Annotated in this window: 16 protein-coding genes, 1 tRNA gene and 1 pseudogene; 10 read left to right on the plus strand and 8 right to left on the minus strand. The window is 64.7% G+C overall.

The window, feature by feature from the left end; translation table 11 throughout:
* Nucleotides 1–13: 13 nt before the first annotated feature.
* On the minus strand, nt 14–619 hold the full coding sequence (locus L1080_RS06715) for a PPA1309 family protein (protein WP_159925965.1): 606 nt from the start codon (nt 617–619) through the stop codon (nt 14–16).
* Between the two features lie 162 nt (nt 620–781).
* Here L1080_RS06715 and L1080_RS06720 point away from each other — a divergent pair, with 162 nt between their 5' ends.
* On the plus strand, nt 782–3,760 hold the full coding sequence (locus tag L1080_RS06720) for a UPF0182 family protein (RefSeq protein WP_159925967.1): 2,979 nt from the start codon (nt 782–784) through the stop codon (nt 3,758–3,760).
* A 73-nt stretch (nt 3,761–3,833) separates the two neighbouring features.
* Here L1080_RS06720 and L1080_RS06725 read toward each other — a convergent pair whose 3' ends face one another.
* Together L1080_RS06725 and L1080_RS06730 are read right to left on the minus strand one after the other, a co-directional pair.
* Nucleotides 3,834–4,394 (minus strand): transglycosylase family protein, encoded by a 561-nt coding sequence (locus tag L1080_RS06725; protein WP_250764744.1) that lies wholly within the window; start codon nt 4,392–4,394, stop codon nt 3,834–3,836.
* A 477-nt stretch (nt 4,395–4,871) separates the two neighbouring features.
* Nucleotides 4,872–5,201 (minus strand): annotated as a pseudogene (locus L1080_RS06730) (transglycosylase family protein); the annotation flags it as partial.
* 383 nt (nt 5,202–5,584) lie between these two features.
* On the opposite strand from L1080_RS06730, the gene L1080_RS06735 reads away from it, so the two are divergent.
* The 3 genes from L1080_RS06735 (at nt 5,585) to L1080_RS06745 (ending at nt 6,207) form a co-directional block, all read left to right on the plus strand.
* Entirely contained in the window at nt 5,585–5,902 is a 318-nt protein-coding gene (locus L1080_RS06735) for an SRPBCC family protein (RefSeq protein WP_284707308.1), read from the plus strand.
* On the plus strand, nt 5,899–6,039 hold the full coding sequence (locus tag L1080_RS06740) for an SRPBCC family protein (protein ID WP_250764727.1): 141 nt from the start codon (nt 5,899–5,901) through the stop codon (nt 6,037–6,039). The genes L1080_RS06735 and L1080_RS06740 overlap by 4 nt, the downstream gene beginning before the upstream one ends.
* 91 nt (nt 6,040–6,130) lie before the next feature.
* Nucleotides 6,131–6,207: transfer RNA gene (locus L1080_RS06745), tRNA-Met, on the plus strand.
* A 74-nt stretch (nt 6,208–6,281) separates the two neighbouring features.
* Here the strand turns inward: L1080_RS06745 and L1080_RS06750 are convergent.
* The 5 genes from L1080_RS06750 to L1080_RS06770 all read right to left on the minus strand — a co-directional run bounded on the left by L1080_RS06750 (nt 6,282) and on the right by L1080_RS06770 (nt 12,208).
* Nucleotides 6,282–7,907: an acyl-CoA synthetase gene (locus L1080_RS06750; protein WP_250764724.1), complete on the minus strand. Its 1,626-nt coding sequence runs from the start codon at nt 7,905–7,907 to the stop codon at nt 6,282–6,284.
* Nucleotides 7,908–8,074: 167 nt separating this feature from the next.
* Complete coding sequence (locus tag L1080_RS06755) at nt 8,075–9,280, minus strand: acyl-CoA dehydrogenase family protein (RefSeq protein ID WP_159925977.1); 1,206 nt, start codon at nt 9,278–9,280, stop codon at nt 8,075–8,077.
* 29 nt (nt 9,281–9,309) lie between these two features.
* Nucleotides 9,310–10,722: an acyl-CoA dehydrogenase family protein gene (locus L1080_RS06760; RefSeq protein WP_250764721.1), complete on the minus strand. Its 1,413-nt coding sequence runs from the start codon at nt 10,720–10,722 to the stop codon at nt 9,310–9,312.
* Nucleotides 10,723–10,874: 152 nt separating this feature from the next.
* Nucleotides 10,875–11,678 carry a histidinol-phosphatase gene (hisN, locus tag L1080_RS06765; RefSeq protein WP_250764700.1) on the minus strand — a complete coding sequence of 268 codons (804 nt, stop codon included), beginning with the start codon at nt 11,676–11,678 and terminating at the stop codon, nt 10,875–10,877.
* Between the two features lie 35 nt (nt 11,679–11,713).
* Entirely contained in the window at nt 11,714–12,208 is a 495-nt protein-coding gene (locus tag L1080_RS06770; RefSeq protein WP_159925983.1) for a beta-class carbonic anhydrase, read from the minus strand.
* A 180-nt stretch (nt 12,209–12,388) separates the two neighbouring features.
* Here L1080_RS06770 and prfB point away from each other — a divergent pair, with 180 nt between their 5' ends.
* From prfB to smpB, 6 genes are all read left to right on the plus strand, one after another.
* Nucleotides 12,389–13,495 (plus strand): peptide chain release factor 2, encoded by a 1,107-nt coding sequence (prfB, locus tag L1080_RS06775; protein WP_109331164.1) that lies wholly within the window; start codon nt 12,389–12,391, stop codon nt 13,493–13,495.
* Between the two features lie 6 nt (nt 13,496–13,501).
* A complete protein-coding gene (locus tag L1080_RS06780) occupies nt 13,502–14,398 on the plus strand; it encodes a mechanosensitive ion channel family protein (protein ID WP_159925985.1) in 897 nt (298 codons plus the stop codon).
* Nucleotides 14,395–14,865, plus strand: a complete 471-nt coding sequence (locus tag L1080_RS06785) for a hypothetical protein (protein ID WP_159925987.1) — start codon at nt 14,395–14,397, stop codon at nt 14,863–14,865. The genes L1080_RS06780 and L1080_RS06785 overlap by 4 nt, the downstream gene beginning before the upstream one ends.
* Nucleotides 14,866–14,920: 55 nt before the next feature.
* Complete coding sequence (gene ftsE, locus L1080_RS06790; RefSeq protein WP_109331159.1) at nt 14,921–15,610, plus strand: cell division ATP-binding protein FtsE; 690 nt, start codon at nt 14,921–14,923, stop codon at nt 15,608–15,610.
* A gap of 63 nt (nt 15,611–15,673) precedes the next feature.
* On the plus strand, nt 15,674–16,579 hold the full coding sequence (ftsX, locus tag L1080_RS06795) for a permease-like cell division protein FtsX (RefSeq protein ID WP_159925989.1): 906 nt from the start codon (nt 15,674–15,676) through the stop codon (nt 16,577–16,579).
* A gap of 73 nt (nt 16,580–16,652) precedes the next feature.
* Nucleotides 16,653–17,126, plus strand: a complete 474-nt coding sequence (smpB, locus tag L1080_RS06800) for an SsrA-binding protein SmpB (protein WP_109331155.1) — start codon at nt 16,653–16,655, stop codon at nt 17,124–17,126.
* The last annotated feature ends 8 nt before the right edge of the window (nt 17,127–17,134 follow it).

Genomic DNA, 17,134 nt, shown 5'->3' on the forward strand with positions numbered 1-17,134 from the left:
GACCGGGTCCGGCCTAGTCGTCGTCCTCGGCTGCATCGAGGGTGGCGTACAGGGCGCTGACGAGATTCGGTGCCAGATTCTCGTATGTCAGCAGCTCGATCGGCGCGTAGGGATCGGCGTCCTCGTCGGGTCGCAGCTGCATCAGGCACAGCGACGGTCCGTCTCGCAGTACCGCTGCGATCAATCGGGCGGATCGACGGTCGGGATGGGACTCGGCGGCGGCCCGCGCGGCGTCGTCGGCGGCGTCCCGATCGGACAGCAGGGGTACCAGTGCCTCGTCGAGGTCGGATTCCGCCTCGGGCGGCAGAATGACGATTTCCTGCACGAGCGCGCATCCCGCCACCGATTCCGGCCAGCTGGTGGTGGCGAGGAACTCGTCGAGAGCGCGTGACCCGCCGGAAATGTCGTCGGGGAACGGATCTTGTTCTATAGGAGTCAATTCCGCACCGTCGGCCAGCTGGTCGAGCAGGCTGGGTTCGGCGGCGGCGAGAAGCTCGGTCGGGACGAGTGCGAACATCTGCGGGGGCTGGTCCCACCCTCCTGCATCGACGAATTCGACGACCTCGCGCACACAACGGGCAAGGGCGTCGGACTCCGGGTTCACATTCTCTTCACTCACGGACTCATCTTCGCACCCTCCGAGGAGGACCGGCGGTCGCGTCCGCCCGTTGTTACGTAGAGTGGGACGAAACGGTCACGCCCACGCAGTTCGGGTGTGGACGGCAGAACGGTGCAGTTGATCGCGGCGCGTCAGCGTCGCCGAGTCGTTGGAGTGTGGCACGTGGGCATGCGGCCCCCCGCAGGATTACCGTCGTTGTCCAAACGCAGTCGAGTGCTGCTGGTGCTGGCGCTTGTCGTCGCTGCCCTGCTGCTGGTGGGCCCTCGGCTGATCACTACCTACACGGACTGGTTGTGGTTCGGTGAAGTCGGCTTCCGCGGCGTCTTCACCAAGGTGCTCGTCACCCGGCTGCTCCTCTTCCTCGTGGTCGGCCTGGTGGTCGGCGGAATCGTCTGGCTGGCACTGCTGCTCGCGTACCGTTCGCGTCCCGTGTTCGTTCCGGTCTCGGGGCCGAGCGATCCGGTGGCGCGGTACCGGACCACAGTGATGACGCGTCTGCGCCTGTTCGGGTTGGCCATTCCGATCGCTGTGGGCCTTCTTGCCGGGCTGATCGCGCAGTCGAGCTGGGTCACCGTGCAGTTGTTCATGAACGGTGGCGCGTTCGGGGTCACCGATCCCGAGTTCGGGCTCGACGTCGGTTTCTACACGTTCGATCTGCCGTTCTATCGTTTCGTTCTCAACTGGCTGTTCGTCGCAGTGCTGCTCGCCTTCTTCGCAAGTCTGGTGACGCACTACATCTTCGGTGGGCTCAAGTTGGCCGGCCGGGGAGGTGCGCTCACCAACGCGGCCCGTGTCCAGCTGGCCGTGCTCGCCGGTACCTTCATCCTGCTCAAGGCGGTCGCCTACTGGTTCGATCGCTATTCACTTCTGTCGAGTAGTCGTAAGGAACCCACCTTCACCGGCGGTAGCTACACGGACATGAATGCAGTGCTGCAGGCGAAGCTGATCTTGCTCGCCATCGCGGTGATCTGTGCCGGCGCCTTCTTCGCGGCGATCGTTCTGCGTGACCTCCGCATCCCGGCCATGGCCACCGCGCTTCTCGTGCTGTCGTCCATTCTGGTCGGGGCCGTGTGGCCGCTGGTCGTGGAGCAATTCTCGGTGCGTCCCAACGCGGCCGACAAGGAGAGCGCGTACATCGAACGCAACATCGCGGCCACCCGGCAGGCGTACGGCATCACCGACGACAAGGTCGAGTACAAGGACTATCAGGGGTACGGCACACAGCCGCCACGAGACGTACCGGCAGACGTGTCCACCATCGCGAACACGCGCCTGCTCGATCCCAACATCCTGTCCCGGACGTTCACGCAGCAGCAGCAGCTCAAGAACTTTTACGGCTTCCCACCGTCGCTCGACATCGATCGGTACGACATCGACGGCGAAGTGCGTGACTACATCGTCGCGGCGCGTGAACTGTCGTCGAAGAGCCTCACGGGTAACCAGACGGACTGGATCAACAAGCACACCGTCTACACCCACGGCAACGGGCTGGTCGCGGCGCCGGCCAACCGGGTCAACGCCGCCGCGGGCGAATCCGCCGAGGAGGCCGCCAACAGTAACAGCGGCTACCCGGTGTACATGGTCAGCGACATCGCGTCGCAGCAGGCCGGGAACCAGGTCATCCCGGTCGAACAGCCGCGTATCTACTACGGCGAGGTCATCGCGGACACCGATGCCGACTACGCCATCGTCGGTGGTGCAAACGGTTCCGATCCTCGCGAGTACGACACCGACCAGGCGCGGTACCGCTACACCGGGGCCGGGGGTGTTCCCATCGGGAACTGGTTCAACAGGCTGGCCTTCGCAGCCAAGTACACGGAACGCAACATCCTGTTCTCGGGTGCCATCGGCTCGGATTCGAAGCTCATCTTCAACCGTGATCCCCGCGAGCGTGTCACGCATGTGGCACCGTGGCTCACGGCCGACGGGGATTCGTACCCGGCGGTCATCGACGGGAAGATCGTGTGGATCGTCGACGCCTACACCACGTTGGAGAACTACCCGTACGCGCAGCGCAGCTCCCTCGACGGACTCGTCGAGGACAGTATCGACCAGAACACAGGTCGATTGCTTCCGCGCAAAGAGGTCTCGTACATCCGGAACTCCGTGAAGGCCACCGTCGACGCGTACGACGGAACCGTCAAGCTGTACCAGGTGGATGACAACGATCCCGTCCTCGACGCCTGGATGGGAGTGTTCCCCGGGGCCGTGGAAGCCAAGGACTCGATTCCCGAGGAACTGGGCGCGCACTTCCGTTACCCCGAGGACCTCTTCAAGGTTCAGCGCGAAATGCTGGCCAAGTACCACGTCGACGACCCGAAGGAATTCTTTACGAACAACGCCTTCTGGTCGGTGCCGAGTGATCCCACGATCGACACGAGCGCCAATCAGCCGCCGTACTACGTCCTCGTGGGCGACCCCGAAACCGGGAAACCCTCGTTCAACCTGACCAGTGCGATGGTGGGTTACAGTCGCGAGTTCCTGTCCGCCTATCTGTCGGTCAAATCGGATCCGGAGGACTACGGCAAGTTCACCGTGCTCCAGTTGCCGACGGATACGCAGACCCAGGGTCCGCAGCAGACACAGAACTCGATGATTTCCGATCCGCGGGTGGCTTCGGAACGAACTCTGCTCGAGCGTTCGAACAAGATCCAGTACGGCAACCTACTGACGTTGCCCATCGCCGACGGCGGAATCCTGTACGTCGAGCCGATGTATACGGAGCGGAGTTCGACCGGCCAGAACACGTCCACGTTCCCACAGCTGTCGCGGGTTCTCGTGAGCTACCGCGAGCCACCGCCGAGTAACAGCGTTCGCGTCGGCTACGCCCCCACGTTGGCCCAGGCGCTCGACCAGGTCTTCGGTGCGGGCACCGGTGCGGTGGCCACGGCGCCCAGCGCAGCAGAGAGCACACCCCCTGACCCCGACGGGGGCACGCCGCCGGCCAGCCAGGGCGGGGCACCCGCACCCGCGGCACCTTCGCCGCCGCCCTCGTCAAATGTTGCGGCCGCCGTCGCCGAGCTGGATGCGTCCCTGGATGCGCTGACTGCGGCTCAGCGCAGCGGTGACTTCGCCGCATACGGCGACGCCCTCGCTCGCGTACAGCGGGCGGTTGCCGCCTACGAGGCCATCCCCAAGTAAGCCTCACGAAAAGTACGAACGACGAGGCCCTGTCATCCGCGCGGATGACAGGGCCTCGTCGTGTAATGGTCGATCAGCGCAACGCGGCGATCAGCTGCGGGTTCGCATCGATCAGCTGCTGGAACTGCTGTCCGAAGCCGTTCTGCTCGGCGAGCTGACGGGCGGTGTCGATCCCTTGCTGGGCAATCGGCTGAGCCGGTGCGGGCACCTCGGTGACCGGTGCCGGCGCCGGGCTGGGCTCGGGGGCAGGCGCAGGCGCAGGGGCCGGGGCCGGGGCCTCGGCGACGTCGCCACCACCGGTGGTCAGGTACTGACCGCAGGTCGGCCATGCACCGGGGCCTTGAGTCTGGAGGACGTTCTCGGCGACGCGGATCTGTTCGGCCTTGCTGGCGTTGGACGCCGTGCCGGTGCCGCCATTGGCTTCCCACGTGCTCTGGGAGAACTGGAGTCCGCCGTAGTAGCCGTTTCCGGTGTTGATGCCCCAGTTGCCGCCGCTCTCACACTGCGCGACACCGTCCCAGTTGTGGGAAGCAGCCGAGGCGGTGCCGGTGCTCAGTCCGAGCGGGACGGCGACGACAGCACCGGTGACGGCGATCCAGCCGAGGGCGCGCTTGCTGAAGGTGGAATTGGTCATGTGGGGTAAATCCTCTCCGCGCTTGCTGGCGTGGCCGGCCTGCGGGCGACGTTCTCGTCGTTCCCGGCACGTGTACCGGTTGCCACGTCCCTGCCCCTCGAAGGTTTCGGGGATTACCGAACCCGCGGGGCAGAGTTGGCAGCGGCGGGCCGGCTTGTGCCCGGTTGTTTCGGGCCGAGAGCGACCGTACGGGAGCTTTGCCGCCGATTCACCCGGCGATTTTGTGGTACGCCGGTACAGCACTGATCCGGGAAATCCGGCGTATCTGCTGGTAGACGCGTGTCGAGACCAATTCGGAGCCGCGTCGTTACCTTCGCGTTATGTGGTGCGTATCACGCCGTTTTTGTGGAGTAGCTCACGTCAGCGTGTCCGCGAATTCCGTTGTCCGGCAGCCTTCGAGCACACGCGCGACGCGAAAGTGCCCTGCGCGCAGCCGTACTGCACGCAGGGCATCGTTCGATCGCGGTAAGCGGATCAGAGGTACTGACCGCAGACCGGCCAGGCGCCCGGGCCTTGAGTTGCCAGAACATTCTCGGCCACCCGAATCTGCTCTTCGCGCGAGGCGTTGGATGCGGTGCCGCTGCCGCCGTTGGCCTCCCAGGTGCTCTGAGAGAACTGGAGTCCGCCGTAGTAGCCGTTTCCGGTGTTGATGGCCCAGTTGCCGCCGCTCTCGCATTGTGCGACGGCGTCCCAGTTGCCGGAGGCGGCCGATGCCGTACCGGTGCTCAGTCCGAGCGGCACGCCGACGACTGCTCCGGCGAGTGCGATCGCGCCCATGGTCCGCTTGACGATGCTGGTGTTGGTCATAAGTCTGTTTCCTCTCCGCAATGTGCTGACGAAGTACGTCACGTGTCGGCTGGTGTGCCGACCCTGGTCGGTTTTCGTCCCTGCCCCTCGAGGTGTCGGGATTCCGAATCCGCGGGGGCAGGTCGAGCTGCGGCGGGTCGGCGTTGCCCGGTAGTTTCGGGCTGGCAACGAACGTACGCGTCGATCACGGAATGGTCACGGGGTCGTTTTTTGTGACGCCCGTCCAAATAGTGGGACGTATGGTCGGGATTTCCGCAGGTCGGAAGGTGAGAAATGGTCACGGAGACCGTTACAGGAATTCGCTAGAATGTGACGAGCATCATAACGTTCCGGTAACGCCAGTGACTGTTGAGGTGCTGGAAAGTAGCCGATGGGAGAGCTGGATGGTCGCTGTGGACGTCGAGACTCAGGCCACGATTGCGCGACCACGACACGAGGTCGCGGCGTACGCGTCGAACCCGGAAAATGCGACCGCGTGGTACGCGAATATCACCGAGGTGCAGGGTGATTGCGCGGGCCCTGTGGAGACGGGCGCCGAGTTCGCCTTCGTCGCCGAGTTCTTGGGGCGATGTCTCGTGTACACCTACGAGGTCGTCGAGCACGTACCGGACACGCGCCTCGTGATGCGTACTGCTGAGGGTCCCTTCCCGATGGAACGATCTATGAATGGGAAGACGCAGCCGATGGGAGTACGAGAATGACCCTGCGCAACCGTGGGGAGCCGTCAGGGTTCGCGAGGATCGGCGCGCCGGTGTCGGCCCGCGCCATGCGCCGAGCCAACAACAAGGACCTCGCACGCCTGAAGGGCATTCTGGAAGCCGAACCCGGCAACTCGTGACCGTCCACTCGGCCCGCCGGCGACCCCTGGGGAGCGGCCGTCGACGCGATTTGCTTTCCGTTCGTTCGCTCGTGTAACTTTGTTCATGCAGCGCGGGGTGGAGCAGCTCGGTAGCTCGCTGGGCTCATAACCCAGAGGTCGCAGGTTCAAATCCTGTCCCCGCTACCACAACGAAGAACGGCGCCCTGGATTCCCAGGGCGCCGTTCTTCGTTGTGTATGGCTGCGCGCTGTGTGTCTGGGCTCAGGGCTCCATCTCGATGAGCGCCCTACGGAGCAGTTTGCCGGTGGCGTTGCGGGGGAGTTCGTCGATGAACACGATGTCGCGCGGAACCTTGTACCGGGCGAGATTCGACTTGATGTACGCCTTCATCTCCTCGGCATCCTTCGCGGACCCCGGCACAGGGACGACGAATGCCCGGAGCCGATGCCCGAAATCGGCATCTTCGACACCGATGACGGCTGCCTCGATCACGTCTTCCCGGTCTGCGAGGAGATTCTCGACTTCGAGGGGGTAGACGTTCTCGCCACCGGACACGATCATGTCGTCGTCGCGGCCGTCGACGAAGAGCAGTCCGTTGCGGTCGAAGTGGCCCACGTCGCCGGTCGAGAGCAGGCCGTTGATCCGTTCCTTGTCGCGGCCGTCGGTGTAGCCGGAGAAGCTGAGCCCACTGGCCACGAATATTCGTCCGACCGTTTCCGGTTCGGTGATCTGTTGTCCCGCTTCGTCGTACAGTTCCACGTGGCAGGTGACGGGTGGACGGCCGGCGGTGCCGGGGGCCAACGCGAGGTCGGCGGGTGTCGCCACGGTGGCAACGGCGACCTCGGTGGACCCGTAAAGGTTGTGCAGAACGTGTCCGAACGCTGCGGTGGTCCGTTTGCACAGATCGGGGGACAGCGACGACCCGGCCGCGAAGATGATGGTCAGGCTCGAGGTGTCGTACTTCGACAGGGTGTCCGGGCCGAGATCGATGATGCGCTGCAACATGGTGGGAACAACGACGAGAACGTCACAGCGGTGCTTCTCCACCAGGCGGATCGTGTTCTCCGGGTCGAACTTTCGGTGCATGACCACCGTCTGGCCGAGGGCGAGCGCGAGCGCGAACTGCGAGACGCCCGTTCCGTGGAACGCGGGTGCGGCCATCATCATCGTCTGCCCGCGCCGCAGGGGAACCCGGTCGAGGAATTGGGCGGACGCCAGCGGCGAGGTGTGGCCCCGCGGCGCACCTTTCGGCGTTCCGGTGGTGCCGCTGGTGAGGAGAACGAAACCACCCTCGGTGGAAGGGGCCGGGACGGGGCCGCGATCGACGCCGTCGATCAGGTCGTCGAGGGTGCGCACCTGCGACGCGGAGCCGTCTTCTGCCCACGACCGGTACGAGGTGACGTCATCGGGGAGTGCCTCGGCGACCTGTCGGAATTCGTCGTCGTAGACGAACGCTTCGATCTGCTCGCGCGCGGCCACGTCGACGAGCTGCGGCCGTGCGAAACCGGTATTCATCAGTACCAGGCGGGTGCCGTTCTTGGCGGCCGCGAGCATGGTGAGTACCAGGCCGCGGTGATTGCGGCACATACATCCCATGACGGACCCTGGGGTGATGCCCTCTGCCTGCCACGCGCGCACCAGGGCGTTCGACTGCTCGTCGATATCGATATAGGTGAGTGGCCCGCGCTCGTCGATCAACGCCACCGCGTCGAGTCGGGCCTCGGCGTGAGCGTGCACCGGACCCGCGAACGGGCCGTATTTCCGGACTGCCAGGAGTGAACGAATGCCCTGGTCGACCCGGGGGAACGGCACGAGGCCGGAGCGGTTCATCACCCGAACTGCTCCCGCGGTGTCCGCGATCTTGGTGAGAAGGTGCTGAGCTGGCATGGATGCCCCTTCCGGCGTGACGGATGTCACGTTCAGACTAGAGGACGGTCGGTGTCGTGTACTGCCGTTACGGCGGTCCTCGTCACCGGATTTCGGACACGAAGAAGCCCCCGCCGCAGGTGACCGCAGCGGGGGCTACACCCCTCGTTGAAACTAGTCCTGAGCTGTTACTTCAATTCGGCAGACGACTTCCCCAGCAGGCGGCGGGCCACGATCAGCTGCTGAATCTGCTGTGTGCCCTCGAAGATGTCGAGGATCTTCGAGTCGCGAGCCCACTTCTCGAGAAGCGGACGCTCGGAGTATCCCCACGTGCCGGCAAGTTCGACGGCCTTCACGGTTATCGCTGTTCCGGTGCGACCGGCCTTGGCCTTCGACATCGACGCTTCGAGTGAGTTCGGCTTCTTGTTGTCGGCCATCCAGGTGGCGCGCAGCGCCAGCAGGTAGGCAGCTTCCCAGTCGGCCTCGAGCTGCAGGAATTCTGCGGCGGCCGCGTGCTGGTTGTATGCCGGGGTGTCGTAGGAGATCTCGACTCCCGCGTCGGTGAGGATGTGGCGCAGTTCCTCGAGTGCGGCGCGGCCGAGTCCCACGGCCATGCCGGCGACGATCGGACGGGTGTTGTCGAACGTCTGCATGACGCCGGCAAAACCCTTCTCTACGTTCACCTCGGGCGTACCGAGGAGGTTGTCCTTCGGAATCCGGCAGTCCTGCAACAGAAGTACGGCGGTGTCGGACGCCTTGATCCCCAGTTTGTGCTCGAGACGCGCGACGCTCAGTCCCGGTGCATCCCGGGGGACGACGAACGATTTGATCGCTGCCCGGCCCTTGGTCTTGTCGACCGTGGCCCATACGACGATGTGCGTGGAACGTTCACCGGCGGTGACGAAGATCTTCTCACCGTTCAGGACGTACTCGTCGCCGTCGAGCACCGCGGTGGTGGTGACCGCGGCGGAATCCGAACCGAAGCCCGGCTCGGTGATGGCCATCGAGGCCCACACCTTACCGAACCTCTCGAGCTGCTCGTCTGTGGCGACCGCGGCGATCGCAGAGTTGCCGAGCCCCTGGTACGGAATGGCGAGTGTGAGTCCCACGTCGCCCCAGCAGGTCTCGATCACGTTCATCAGCGAGGACATGTTGCCCCCGTTGACGTTTCCGATGACCTTGGGCTCGTCACCGCGCCCGAGGGCAGCGCCTGCGGCACCCTTGCCGGAGTCGTTGAGCCCCTCCACCATGGCGGCCATGGTGTCGAGTTCCTTGGGGTAGGCGTGCTCGGCAAGGTCGTACTTGCGCGAGATCGGCCGGAAAATCTCCGCGGCGACCTGATGTGCCTGGTTCGCGGAGGCTTTGAGCTTCTTGGGAAGTTCGAGGTTGATCATGACTGTTTCCTTAGTTCGAATCCGGCCGCTCAGATCAGGACGATGCCTTCGGCAACACCGATGGCGCGAAGGTCGCGGTACCAGCGCTCCACGGGGTGTTCCTTCGTGTAGCCGTGGCCGCCGAGCAACTGCACGCCGTCGAGGCCGATCTGCATACCCTTCTCGGAAGCGAGCTTCCGGGCGAGTGCCGATTCGCGGGCGAACGAGAGGCCCTGTTCCGCCCGTGATGCACCACGCAGCGTGACCAGACGCATTCCGTCGAGCTCGATACCGATGTTGGCGACCATGAAGGCCACTGCCTGACGGTTGCTGATCGGCTCGCCGAACGCCACCCGCTCGTTCACGTACGGGATGACATAGTCGAGCACGGCCTGGCTGGTGCCCACCGCGAGCGATGCCCAACCGAGGCGGGCGAGGCGGATGGCGTCCGCGTACTCGGCCTTTCGCACGTCGGCGTCACCGTCTCCGAGCAGCGCCGACTCCGGCACCGCGACATCGGTCAGCTCGAGGCGGCCGAGTCCGGCGGCGCGCAGACCCATGCTCGGATCGGCTTCGACAACGAGTCCCTTCGAGTCGGCCTCGACGATGAAGAAGGACGGCTTGCCGTCCAGTTCTGCTGCCACGATGAACAATTCGGACGTTGCGGCAGCCGGAACCAGGCTCTTGACACCGTTGAGCCGGTACCCACTCGGCGAGCGAACCGCCTTGGTCTGCAACGCGAACGGATCGAACAGCGCCCGTGGTTCGTTCACGACGACAGCGGCATTGGGAACCTGCTCACCGGTGAACGCGGGAAGGTACGTCTTCTGCTGGGCGTCGGTACCCCACTGCGTCAGGGCTACCGCGACGCCACTGGGAGCGAGGATCGGAAGCGCGAGGCCCATGTCTCCGTGCGCCAAGGCCTCGGCGACGAGCGAGTTGGTGACGGCTCCGCGCTCACTGGCCGCGCCGTCGAGTTCCTCCGGGACGTTGATCAGGGTGATACCGAGTTCGGCGGCGCGCTTCACGAGATCGGCCGGGGCGGCCGCGGCGGCGTCTGCGTCGTGGCCGGCCGGGCGCAGGATCTCGGCGGCGAACTCGTGCACGGTCTCGACGATCATCTGCTGCTCGTCGGTCGGGGTCAGGTCGAAATAGCCCGCTGCAGCGCTCGGATTGTCAGGGAGCCGTTTCGGCGCGCCCCCGCCGGACACCTTCTTGAAACCGCGGGTGGCGGCACCGAGGGTTCGGAAACCCGTCTTCGTGCCTTCGTAGGTCACCCGATCGATCGTCTGACGCAAGTTGTACTTCTCTGCCAGATCGGAACCCGTGATCTTGGTCAACACTCGCATCGCGGCACCCATGGCGTCGCGCCTGACGGGGTTGAGTCCGACCGCGGACGTGTCGCGGGGCTTCCGCTTTCCGCTGTCGTGGGGGGCAACTGTGTCTTGCTTGCTCATGATCACCAGCTGTTTCTCGGTGTTCGGGCGTGGACACCAGCTATCTTACTCAGCAGTAAGGTTGGTGTCTACTATTGAGTAAGTTGCGGGCGTCAGGTCCTGAACGACGAACGGCCCGGCCTGAAGTTCCAGGCCGGGCCGTTCGTCGTTCGGCGACGTCAGTGAGCGTGCAGGTGGGGCTTTCGTAGACGGTCGAGGACCTCGTCGTGCAGCAGGCCGTTGGTGGCCACAGCGCTCCCACCGTGCGGTCCGTCAGCACCGGTGAGGTCGGTGAAGCGCCCGCCCGCCTCCCGGATCAGTACATCGAGCGGAGCGAGATCCCATAGCGAGACCTCGGGTTCCGCGGCGATGTCGACGGCGCCCTCGGCGAGCAGACAATAGGAGAAGAAGTCGCCGAAGCCACGGACCCGCCAGACGTCGTCGGTGAGGGAGAGGAACTGCTCGCGGATGCCGAGATCCCTCCACCCCGACAGGCTGGAGAACGTGAGACTCGCCGATTCGACTCGGTCCACGGCGGAGACGGAAATACGGCTCGGCGCGGCCCCTGCGAACGAGGCCCAGGCGCCGGCGCCCGCGGCCGCCCACCATCGGCGAGCCAGTGCAGGAGCGCTGACCACGCCCACGACGGGCACTCCGTCGTCGAGGAGGGCGACGAGAGTTGCCCACACGGGAACGCCGCGGACGAAGTTCTTGGTCCCGTCGATCGGGTCCACCACCCACTGACGTCCCGAGAATTGGGCATCGCCGCCGAATTCCTCACCCAGCACGGCATCGCCCGGGCGCTCCGATTCGAGCGTCGACCGGACCGCCCGCTCCACCGCCAGGTCGGCGTCGGACACCGGAGTCAGGTCGGGTTTGTCGTCGACCGCGAGATCGAGAGCGCCGAACCGGGCCGTGGTGATCGCGTCCGCCTCGTCTGCGATGTGGAGTGCGAGCTGGAGGTCGGCGTCGAGGTCGGTCACGGTCGCACAGATTACTCGGCGGCGCCCGCCCCGCTTCAGTCGCTCGTGACTTCCCTGAGTTTTCCCGTGGCCACGTCGAACACGAATCCGCGCAGTGAGGTGGTGGCCGTGATGAAGGGACTCGACTCGATCCGGCGCAGCGACTGCCGGACGTCCTCGTCGAGGTCCGAGAATGCCTCGGCCGCCCAGGTGGGCTTCAGGCCTGTCTCGTCCTGAATGGATCGCTTGAAGTCGTCGTCCGTGAAGGTCAGCATCCCACAGTCGGTGTGATGGATCAGGATGATCTCCGTGGTGCCGAGTAGCCGCTGACTGATGGCGAGTGAGCGGATCTCGTCGTCCGTCACCACCCCGCCGGCGTTTCGGATCACGTGGCTCTCTCCTTCCTGGAGGCCGAGGATCCGGTACACGTCCAGACGCGCGTCCATGCAGGCGACAACGGCGACGTGCTTACTCGGCGGAAGCGGCAGAGGTCCGCTGAACGTCTCGGCGTACCGTGCATTGTTCTTCAGGTACTCGTCTGTCACCGTCATCGTCGACTCCGTCCGGGGAAACTGCGGAATGGGGACCGCACAGGCATGTGCGCACCCGTGCATCGAACGCCTGGCACGTCGGCGACCGCAAGGGTTCGACGTCGGCTGATCGGAAGGGGTGACTGCCATCGCGCGCGGGGGTGAAATCGCCCGCAGAATTACCCGGTAACCTTGAACACCGTGCATCCCGACGTATCTGCAGAACTAGGCGAGCTCGACACCACCCTCCGTACCGTCGAATCGGTGCTGGATGTGGAGGAGCTGCGTCGCCGCATCGACGAACTCGAACACCAGGCGGCCGACCCTGACCTGTGGAACGACCAGGAGCATGCACAGCAGGTCACCAGCCAGCTCTCGCATTCGCAGGCCGAACTGCGCCGCGTCGAGGAGCTGCGCCAGCGGCTCGACGACCTTCCTCTTCTCTACGAGCTCGCGGAGGAGGATGCGGGTGCCGAGGCGCTCGCCGACGCCGATGCCGAGCGGGAGTCGCTGCGGGCCGACATCGAGGCCATGGAAGTCAAAACCATGCTGTCCGGCGAATACGACCAGCGTGACGCGCTGGTCAACATTCGATCCGGCGCAGGAGGTATCGATGCCGCAGACTGGGCCGAGATGCTGATGCGTATGTACATTCGGTGGGCGGAGAAGCACGGCTACGGGGTCGAGGTCTACGACACCTCGTATGCCGAGGAGGCCGGAATCAAGAGCGCGACGTTCGCGATCAAGGCGCCGTACACCTACGGCACCCTGTCGGTGGAAATGGGCACCCACCGCCTCGTGCGGATCAGCCCCTTCGACAACCAGGGGCGTCGGCAGACGTCCTTCGCCGAGGTGGAAGTACTGCCGGTCGTCGAGACCACCGACCACATCGACGTGAACGAGAACGACGTCCGCGTCGACGTCTACCGCTCCTCCGGTCCGGGTGGGCAGTCGGTCAACACCACCGACTCGGCGGTGCGCCTGACGCACATTCCGACCGGAATCGTCGTCACCTGTCAGAACGAGAAGTCGCAGCTGCAGAACAAGGTGTCGGCGATGCGCGTCCTGCAGGCGAAGTTGCTCGAGGTCAAGCGGAAGGAGGAGCGCGCGGAGATGGATGCATTGAAGGGCGACGGCGGCAGTTCGTGGGGCAATCAGATGCGTTCCTACGTGCTGCACCCCTACCAGATGGTGAAGGACCTGCGTACCGAGTACGAGGTCAACAACCCGTCGGCCGTCCTCGACGGCGACATCGACGGATTCCTGGAGTCCGGCATCCGGTGGCGGATGCGCGAGAACCAGGCCTAGACGCCTATGGAGATCACCGCAACCATGTTCGCTCCCACTCGGAATCTCCTCGACTGGCTCAGCTCCACAGGGCTGGCCGTGTCGTTGACGGTGCTCGGTGCCCTGCTGATGGCGAGACTCGTCAGCTGGGGCGGCGACAAGATCACCGACCGCATCGACAACAGTTACATGCAGGGCGACGCCCTGGTCCGATCCGAGACCACCAAGCACAGGCACTCGGTAGCTCAGGTGATCACCTGGGTGGTCATCACCATCATTTATGTCATCGCCACCATGAAGGTGCTCGATCAGCTCAGCTTGCCGATCGGCAGTCTCGTGGCGCCGGCCACCGTACTCGGTGCGGCGCTGGGTTTCGGCGCGCAACGCGTGGTCCAGGACATCCTCGCCGGATTCTTCATCATCACCGAACGTCAGTACGGCTTCGGTGACACGGTCCGGCTTTCCGTCACCGGGGCCTCGGATGACGCCGAGGGTGTCATCGAGGACGTGACGCTGCGTGTGACGCGGATGCGGAACACCGACGGCGAAGTCATCACCGTTCCCAACGGACAGATCGTGAAGGCGATCAACCTGTCGAAGGACTGGGCGCGCGCCGTGATCGACGTTCCGGTGCCCGCGGCCGCCGACATCAACCAGGTGAACGAAGTACTGCACCAGGTCGGCGTCGAAGCTTATGCGGATCGCGGACTGAAGAAGCTGCTGCTCGACGAGCCGACGGTGATGGGTGTCGAACGCCTGACCGTCGACGAGGTGAGCGTTCGTATGGTCGCCCGGACCCTTCCGGGTAAGCAGTTCCAGGTCGGGCGGGCTCTCCGGGTGCGCGTCGCCACCGCGATGCGCCGGCAGGGGATCACCGTGTCCCCGGACCTGCAGACCGTCCGGGTGGGGGAGGACGCGGTATGAGTGAAGAACCGAGGCGCGGACTCGATCGGATCCTGCACTCGCATGTCGTTCCGTCGAAGCTGTTCGGCGGACGGGTACGGACGTCGACGCTGGTGCTGTGCTTGCTGTGGGTGGCGCTGTACACCTTGTACACCTCGCTCAATCCCGCCGAGGACGCTGGACAGGCACCCCCGCCGGCCCCGACCATCACCACTCCCGTGCCCAGTGAGGAACAGGTTCCGGTGACGTCACTGCCGTCGTCGACGGTCGACACCCTGACCGAGATCACCGAGACGACGGAGTCGACCACTACCGAGCCGACGCCCCAATCCACCCCTGGGTTGACGATGCCGTCGCAGAGCACGCAGCCGACCACGACCACGCAGCCGTTCGGATTGCCGCAACTCTTCCCCGCTCCTGCAGCACCCGGAACGCCGACAACGATGTCCCCGGTCCCGACCGCGCCCAGCTCGCAGACGGGGCCATGACGCTCGGCCTGCGCGTCACTTGGTCACTGTTCGATAACGGCTAGACTGGCTCCTCGTGATCAGCGTCGAGAATGTGTCGAAGTCGTACAAGACCTCCACGAGACCCGCCCTGGACAAGGTGAGCGTCGAAGTGGACAAGGGTGAGTTCGTCTTCCTCATCGGCCCGTCGGGCTCGGGCAAGTCGACCTTCATGCGTCTGCTCCTCAAGGAGGAGTCACCGACCTCGGGCGACATTCACATCGCCGATTTCCACGTCAACAAGCTGTCGGCTCGGCGTGTGCCCAAGTTGCGTCAGAGCATGGGCGTGGTGTTTCAGGACTTCCGGCTTCTGCAGAAGAAGACGGTGTCGGAGAACGTCGCCTTCGCTCTGGAGGTGATCGGAAAGCCGCGAGCGATGATCGCGCGCACGGTTCCCGAGGTACTCGAGATGGTGGGTCTGTCCGGCAAGGCGGACCGCTTGCCGACCGAACTCTCCGGTGGTGAGCAGCAGCGCGTCGCGATTGCGCGGGCGTTCGTGAATCGGCCGTTGGTGTTGCTGTGCGACGAGCCCACCGGCAACCTCGACCCGGAGACCAGCCAGGACATCATGTTGTTGCTCGAGAGGATCAACCGCACGGGCACGACCGTGGTGATGGCGACGCACGATCATCACATCGTCGACTCGATGCGTCGTCGAGTGGTCGAACTGGACCTCGGAAGAGTGGTGCGGGACGAAGCCCGAGGTGTGTACGGAGTGGGGCGTTAGCCGCCCGCCCTCCCTCGACGCCAGCCCGTCCGCAAGCCATTCGACGAAGGACTCCGATTTCCGATGCGTGCCAGTTTCATTGTCAGTGAGCTCCTCACCGGACTCCGTCGCAACGTCACCATGACGATCGCGATGATCCTCACCACCGCGATCTCCCTCGGGCTGTTCGGAAGCGGACTCCTCGTGGTGCAGATGGCGGGCAAGACGCAGCAGATCTTCCTCGACCGGGTGGAGGTGCAGATCTTCCTCACGGACGACATCTCCACCTCGGATCCCGGCTGCGAGGCGGAGATCTGCCGTTCGCTACGCACGGAACTCGACGACACCCCGTCGGTGGTATCGGTGGAGTACCTCAACCGGGACGATGCCGTGAAGGACGCGACGGAGCGGGTGTTCAAGGATCAGCCCGAGCTCGCTGCACTGGTCAGCCCCGACAGCTTCCCGGCGTCGTTCAAGGTCAAGCTGAGCGACCCCGAACGGTTCGGGGTGATCAACGACCAGTTCGGTACCCGTCCCGGGGTCGAGAGCGTGCTCAACCAACGTGAACTTGTCGAGCGTCTCTTCAGCGTCCTCAACGGCGTGCGCAATGCGGCGTTCGCGATTGCCGTCGTGCAGGCGGTCGCCGCTGTGCTTCTCATTGCGAACATGGTGCAGATCGCGGCGTTCACCCGGCGGACGGAGGTCGGGATCATGCGGTTGGTGGGCGCTACGCGGTGGTACACGCAGTTGCCGTTCCTCCTCGAGGCGGTGGTCGCGGCGGTGATCGGTGCCGTACTCGCCATCGTCGGCCTGTTCACCGCGAAGAACATGTTCATCGACGACGTGCTGGCCGATGTGTACGAGGCGAACATTGTCGCCCGGATCTCCAACAGCGACGTGCTGTTCGTCTCACCCGTGCTCCTGCTGGTCGGTGTGGGCATGGCGGCGGTCACCGCCTACGTGACGTTGCGCTTGTATGTGCGCGAATAATTCGGTTTGCTCCCTCTCCTATGCTGGAGACAACGAACTGCTCATGAACATCGCGGACTGAAAGGCCCGGAACGTGAAGGAAAAGGGCCGCAAGGTCATTGCGACCAACCGCAAGGCGCGTCACAACTACGCCATCATCGACACCTACGAAGCGGGCATCGCACTCGTGGGAACCGAGGTGAAGAGCCTGCGCGAGGGAAAGGCGTCGCTCGTCGACGCATTCGCCACCGTCGACAACGGCGAGGTGTGGTTGCGATCGCTCCACATTCCCGAGTACACCCAGGGCACGTGGACCAACCACGCGCCACGGCGCACCCGGAAGCTGTTGCTGCACAAGCGTGAGATCGATCACCTCGTCGGGAAGACGAGAGAGGGTAATCAGACCCTCGTGCCGCTGTCGATGTACTTCTCGGACGGCAAGGTGAAGGTGGAACTTGCGCTCGCGAAGGGTAAGCAGGATTACGACAAGCGTCAGGATTTGGCCAAGCGCACCGCCGAACGTGAGGTGACCCGCGAACTCGGACGACGAGTCAAGGGAATGCGCTGACCGGCGTC

Source organism: Rhodococcus sp. MSC1_016 (assembly GCF_023667485.2).
Lineage (GTDB): Bacteria > Actinomycetota > Actinomycetes > Mycobacteriales > Mycobacteriaceae > Rhodococcus_F > Rhodococcus_F oxybenzonivorans.

Coding starts and splice junctions, on each gene's coding strand:
- L1080_RS06725 (WP_250764744.1), bottom strand. CDS start 4,394: ATGACCAATTCCACCTTCAGCAAGCGCGCCCTCGGCTGGATCGCCGTC.
- L1080_RS06755 (WP_159925977.1), bottom strand. CDS start 9,280: ATGATCAACCTCGAACTTCCCAAGAAGCTCAAAGCCTCCGCGAACCAG.
- L1080_RS06740 (WP_250764727.1), top strand. CDS start 5,899: ATGACCCTGCGCAACCGTGGGGAGCCGTCAGGGTTCGCGAGGATCGGC.
- L1080_RS06785 (WP_159925987.1), top strand. CDS start 14,395: ATGAGTGAAGAACCGAGGCGCGGACTCGATCGGATCCTGCACTCGCAT.
- ftsX (WP_159925989.1), top strand. CDS start 15,674: ATGCGTGCCAGTTTCATTGTCAGTGAGCTCCTCACCGGACTCCGTCGC.
- L1080_RS06750 (WP_250764724.1), bottom strand. CDS start 7,907: ATGCCAGCTCAGCACCTTCTCACCAAGATCGCGGACACCGCGGGAGCA.
- L1080_RS06770 (WP_159925983.1), bottom strand. CDS start 12,208: ATGACGGTGACAGACGAGTACCTGAAGAACAATGCACGGTACGCCGAG.
- L1080_RS06735 (WP_284707308.1), top strand. CDS start 5,585: ATGGTCGCTGTGGACGTCGAGACTCAGGCCACGATTGCGCGACCACGA.
- L1080_RS06780 (WP_159925985.1), top strand. CDS start 13,502: ATGGAGATCACCGCAACCATGTTCGCTCCCACTCGGAATCTCCTCGAC.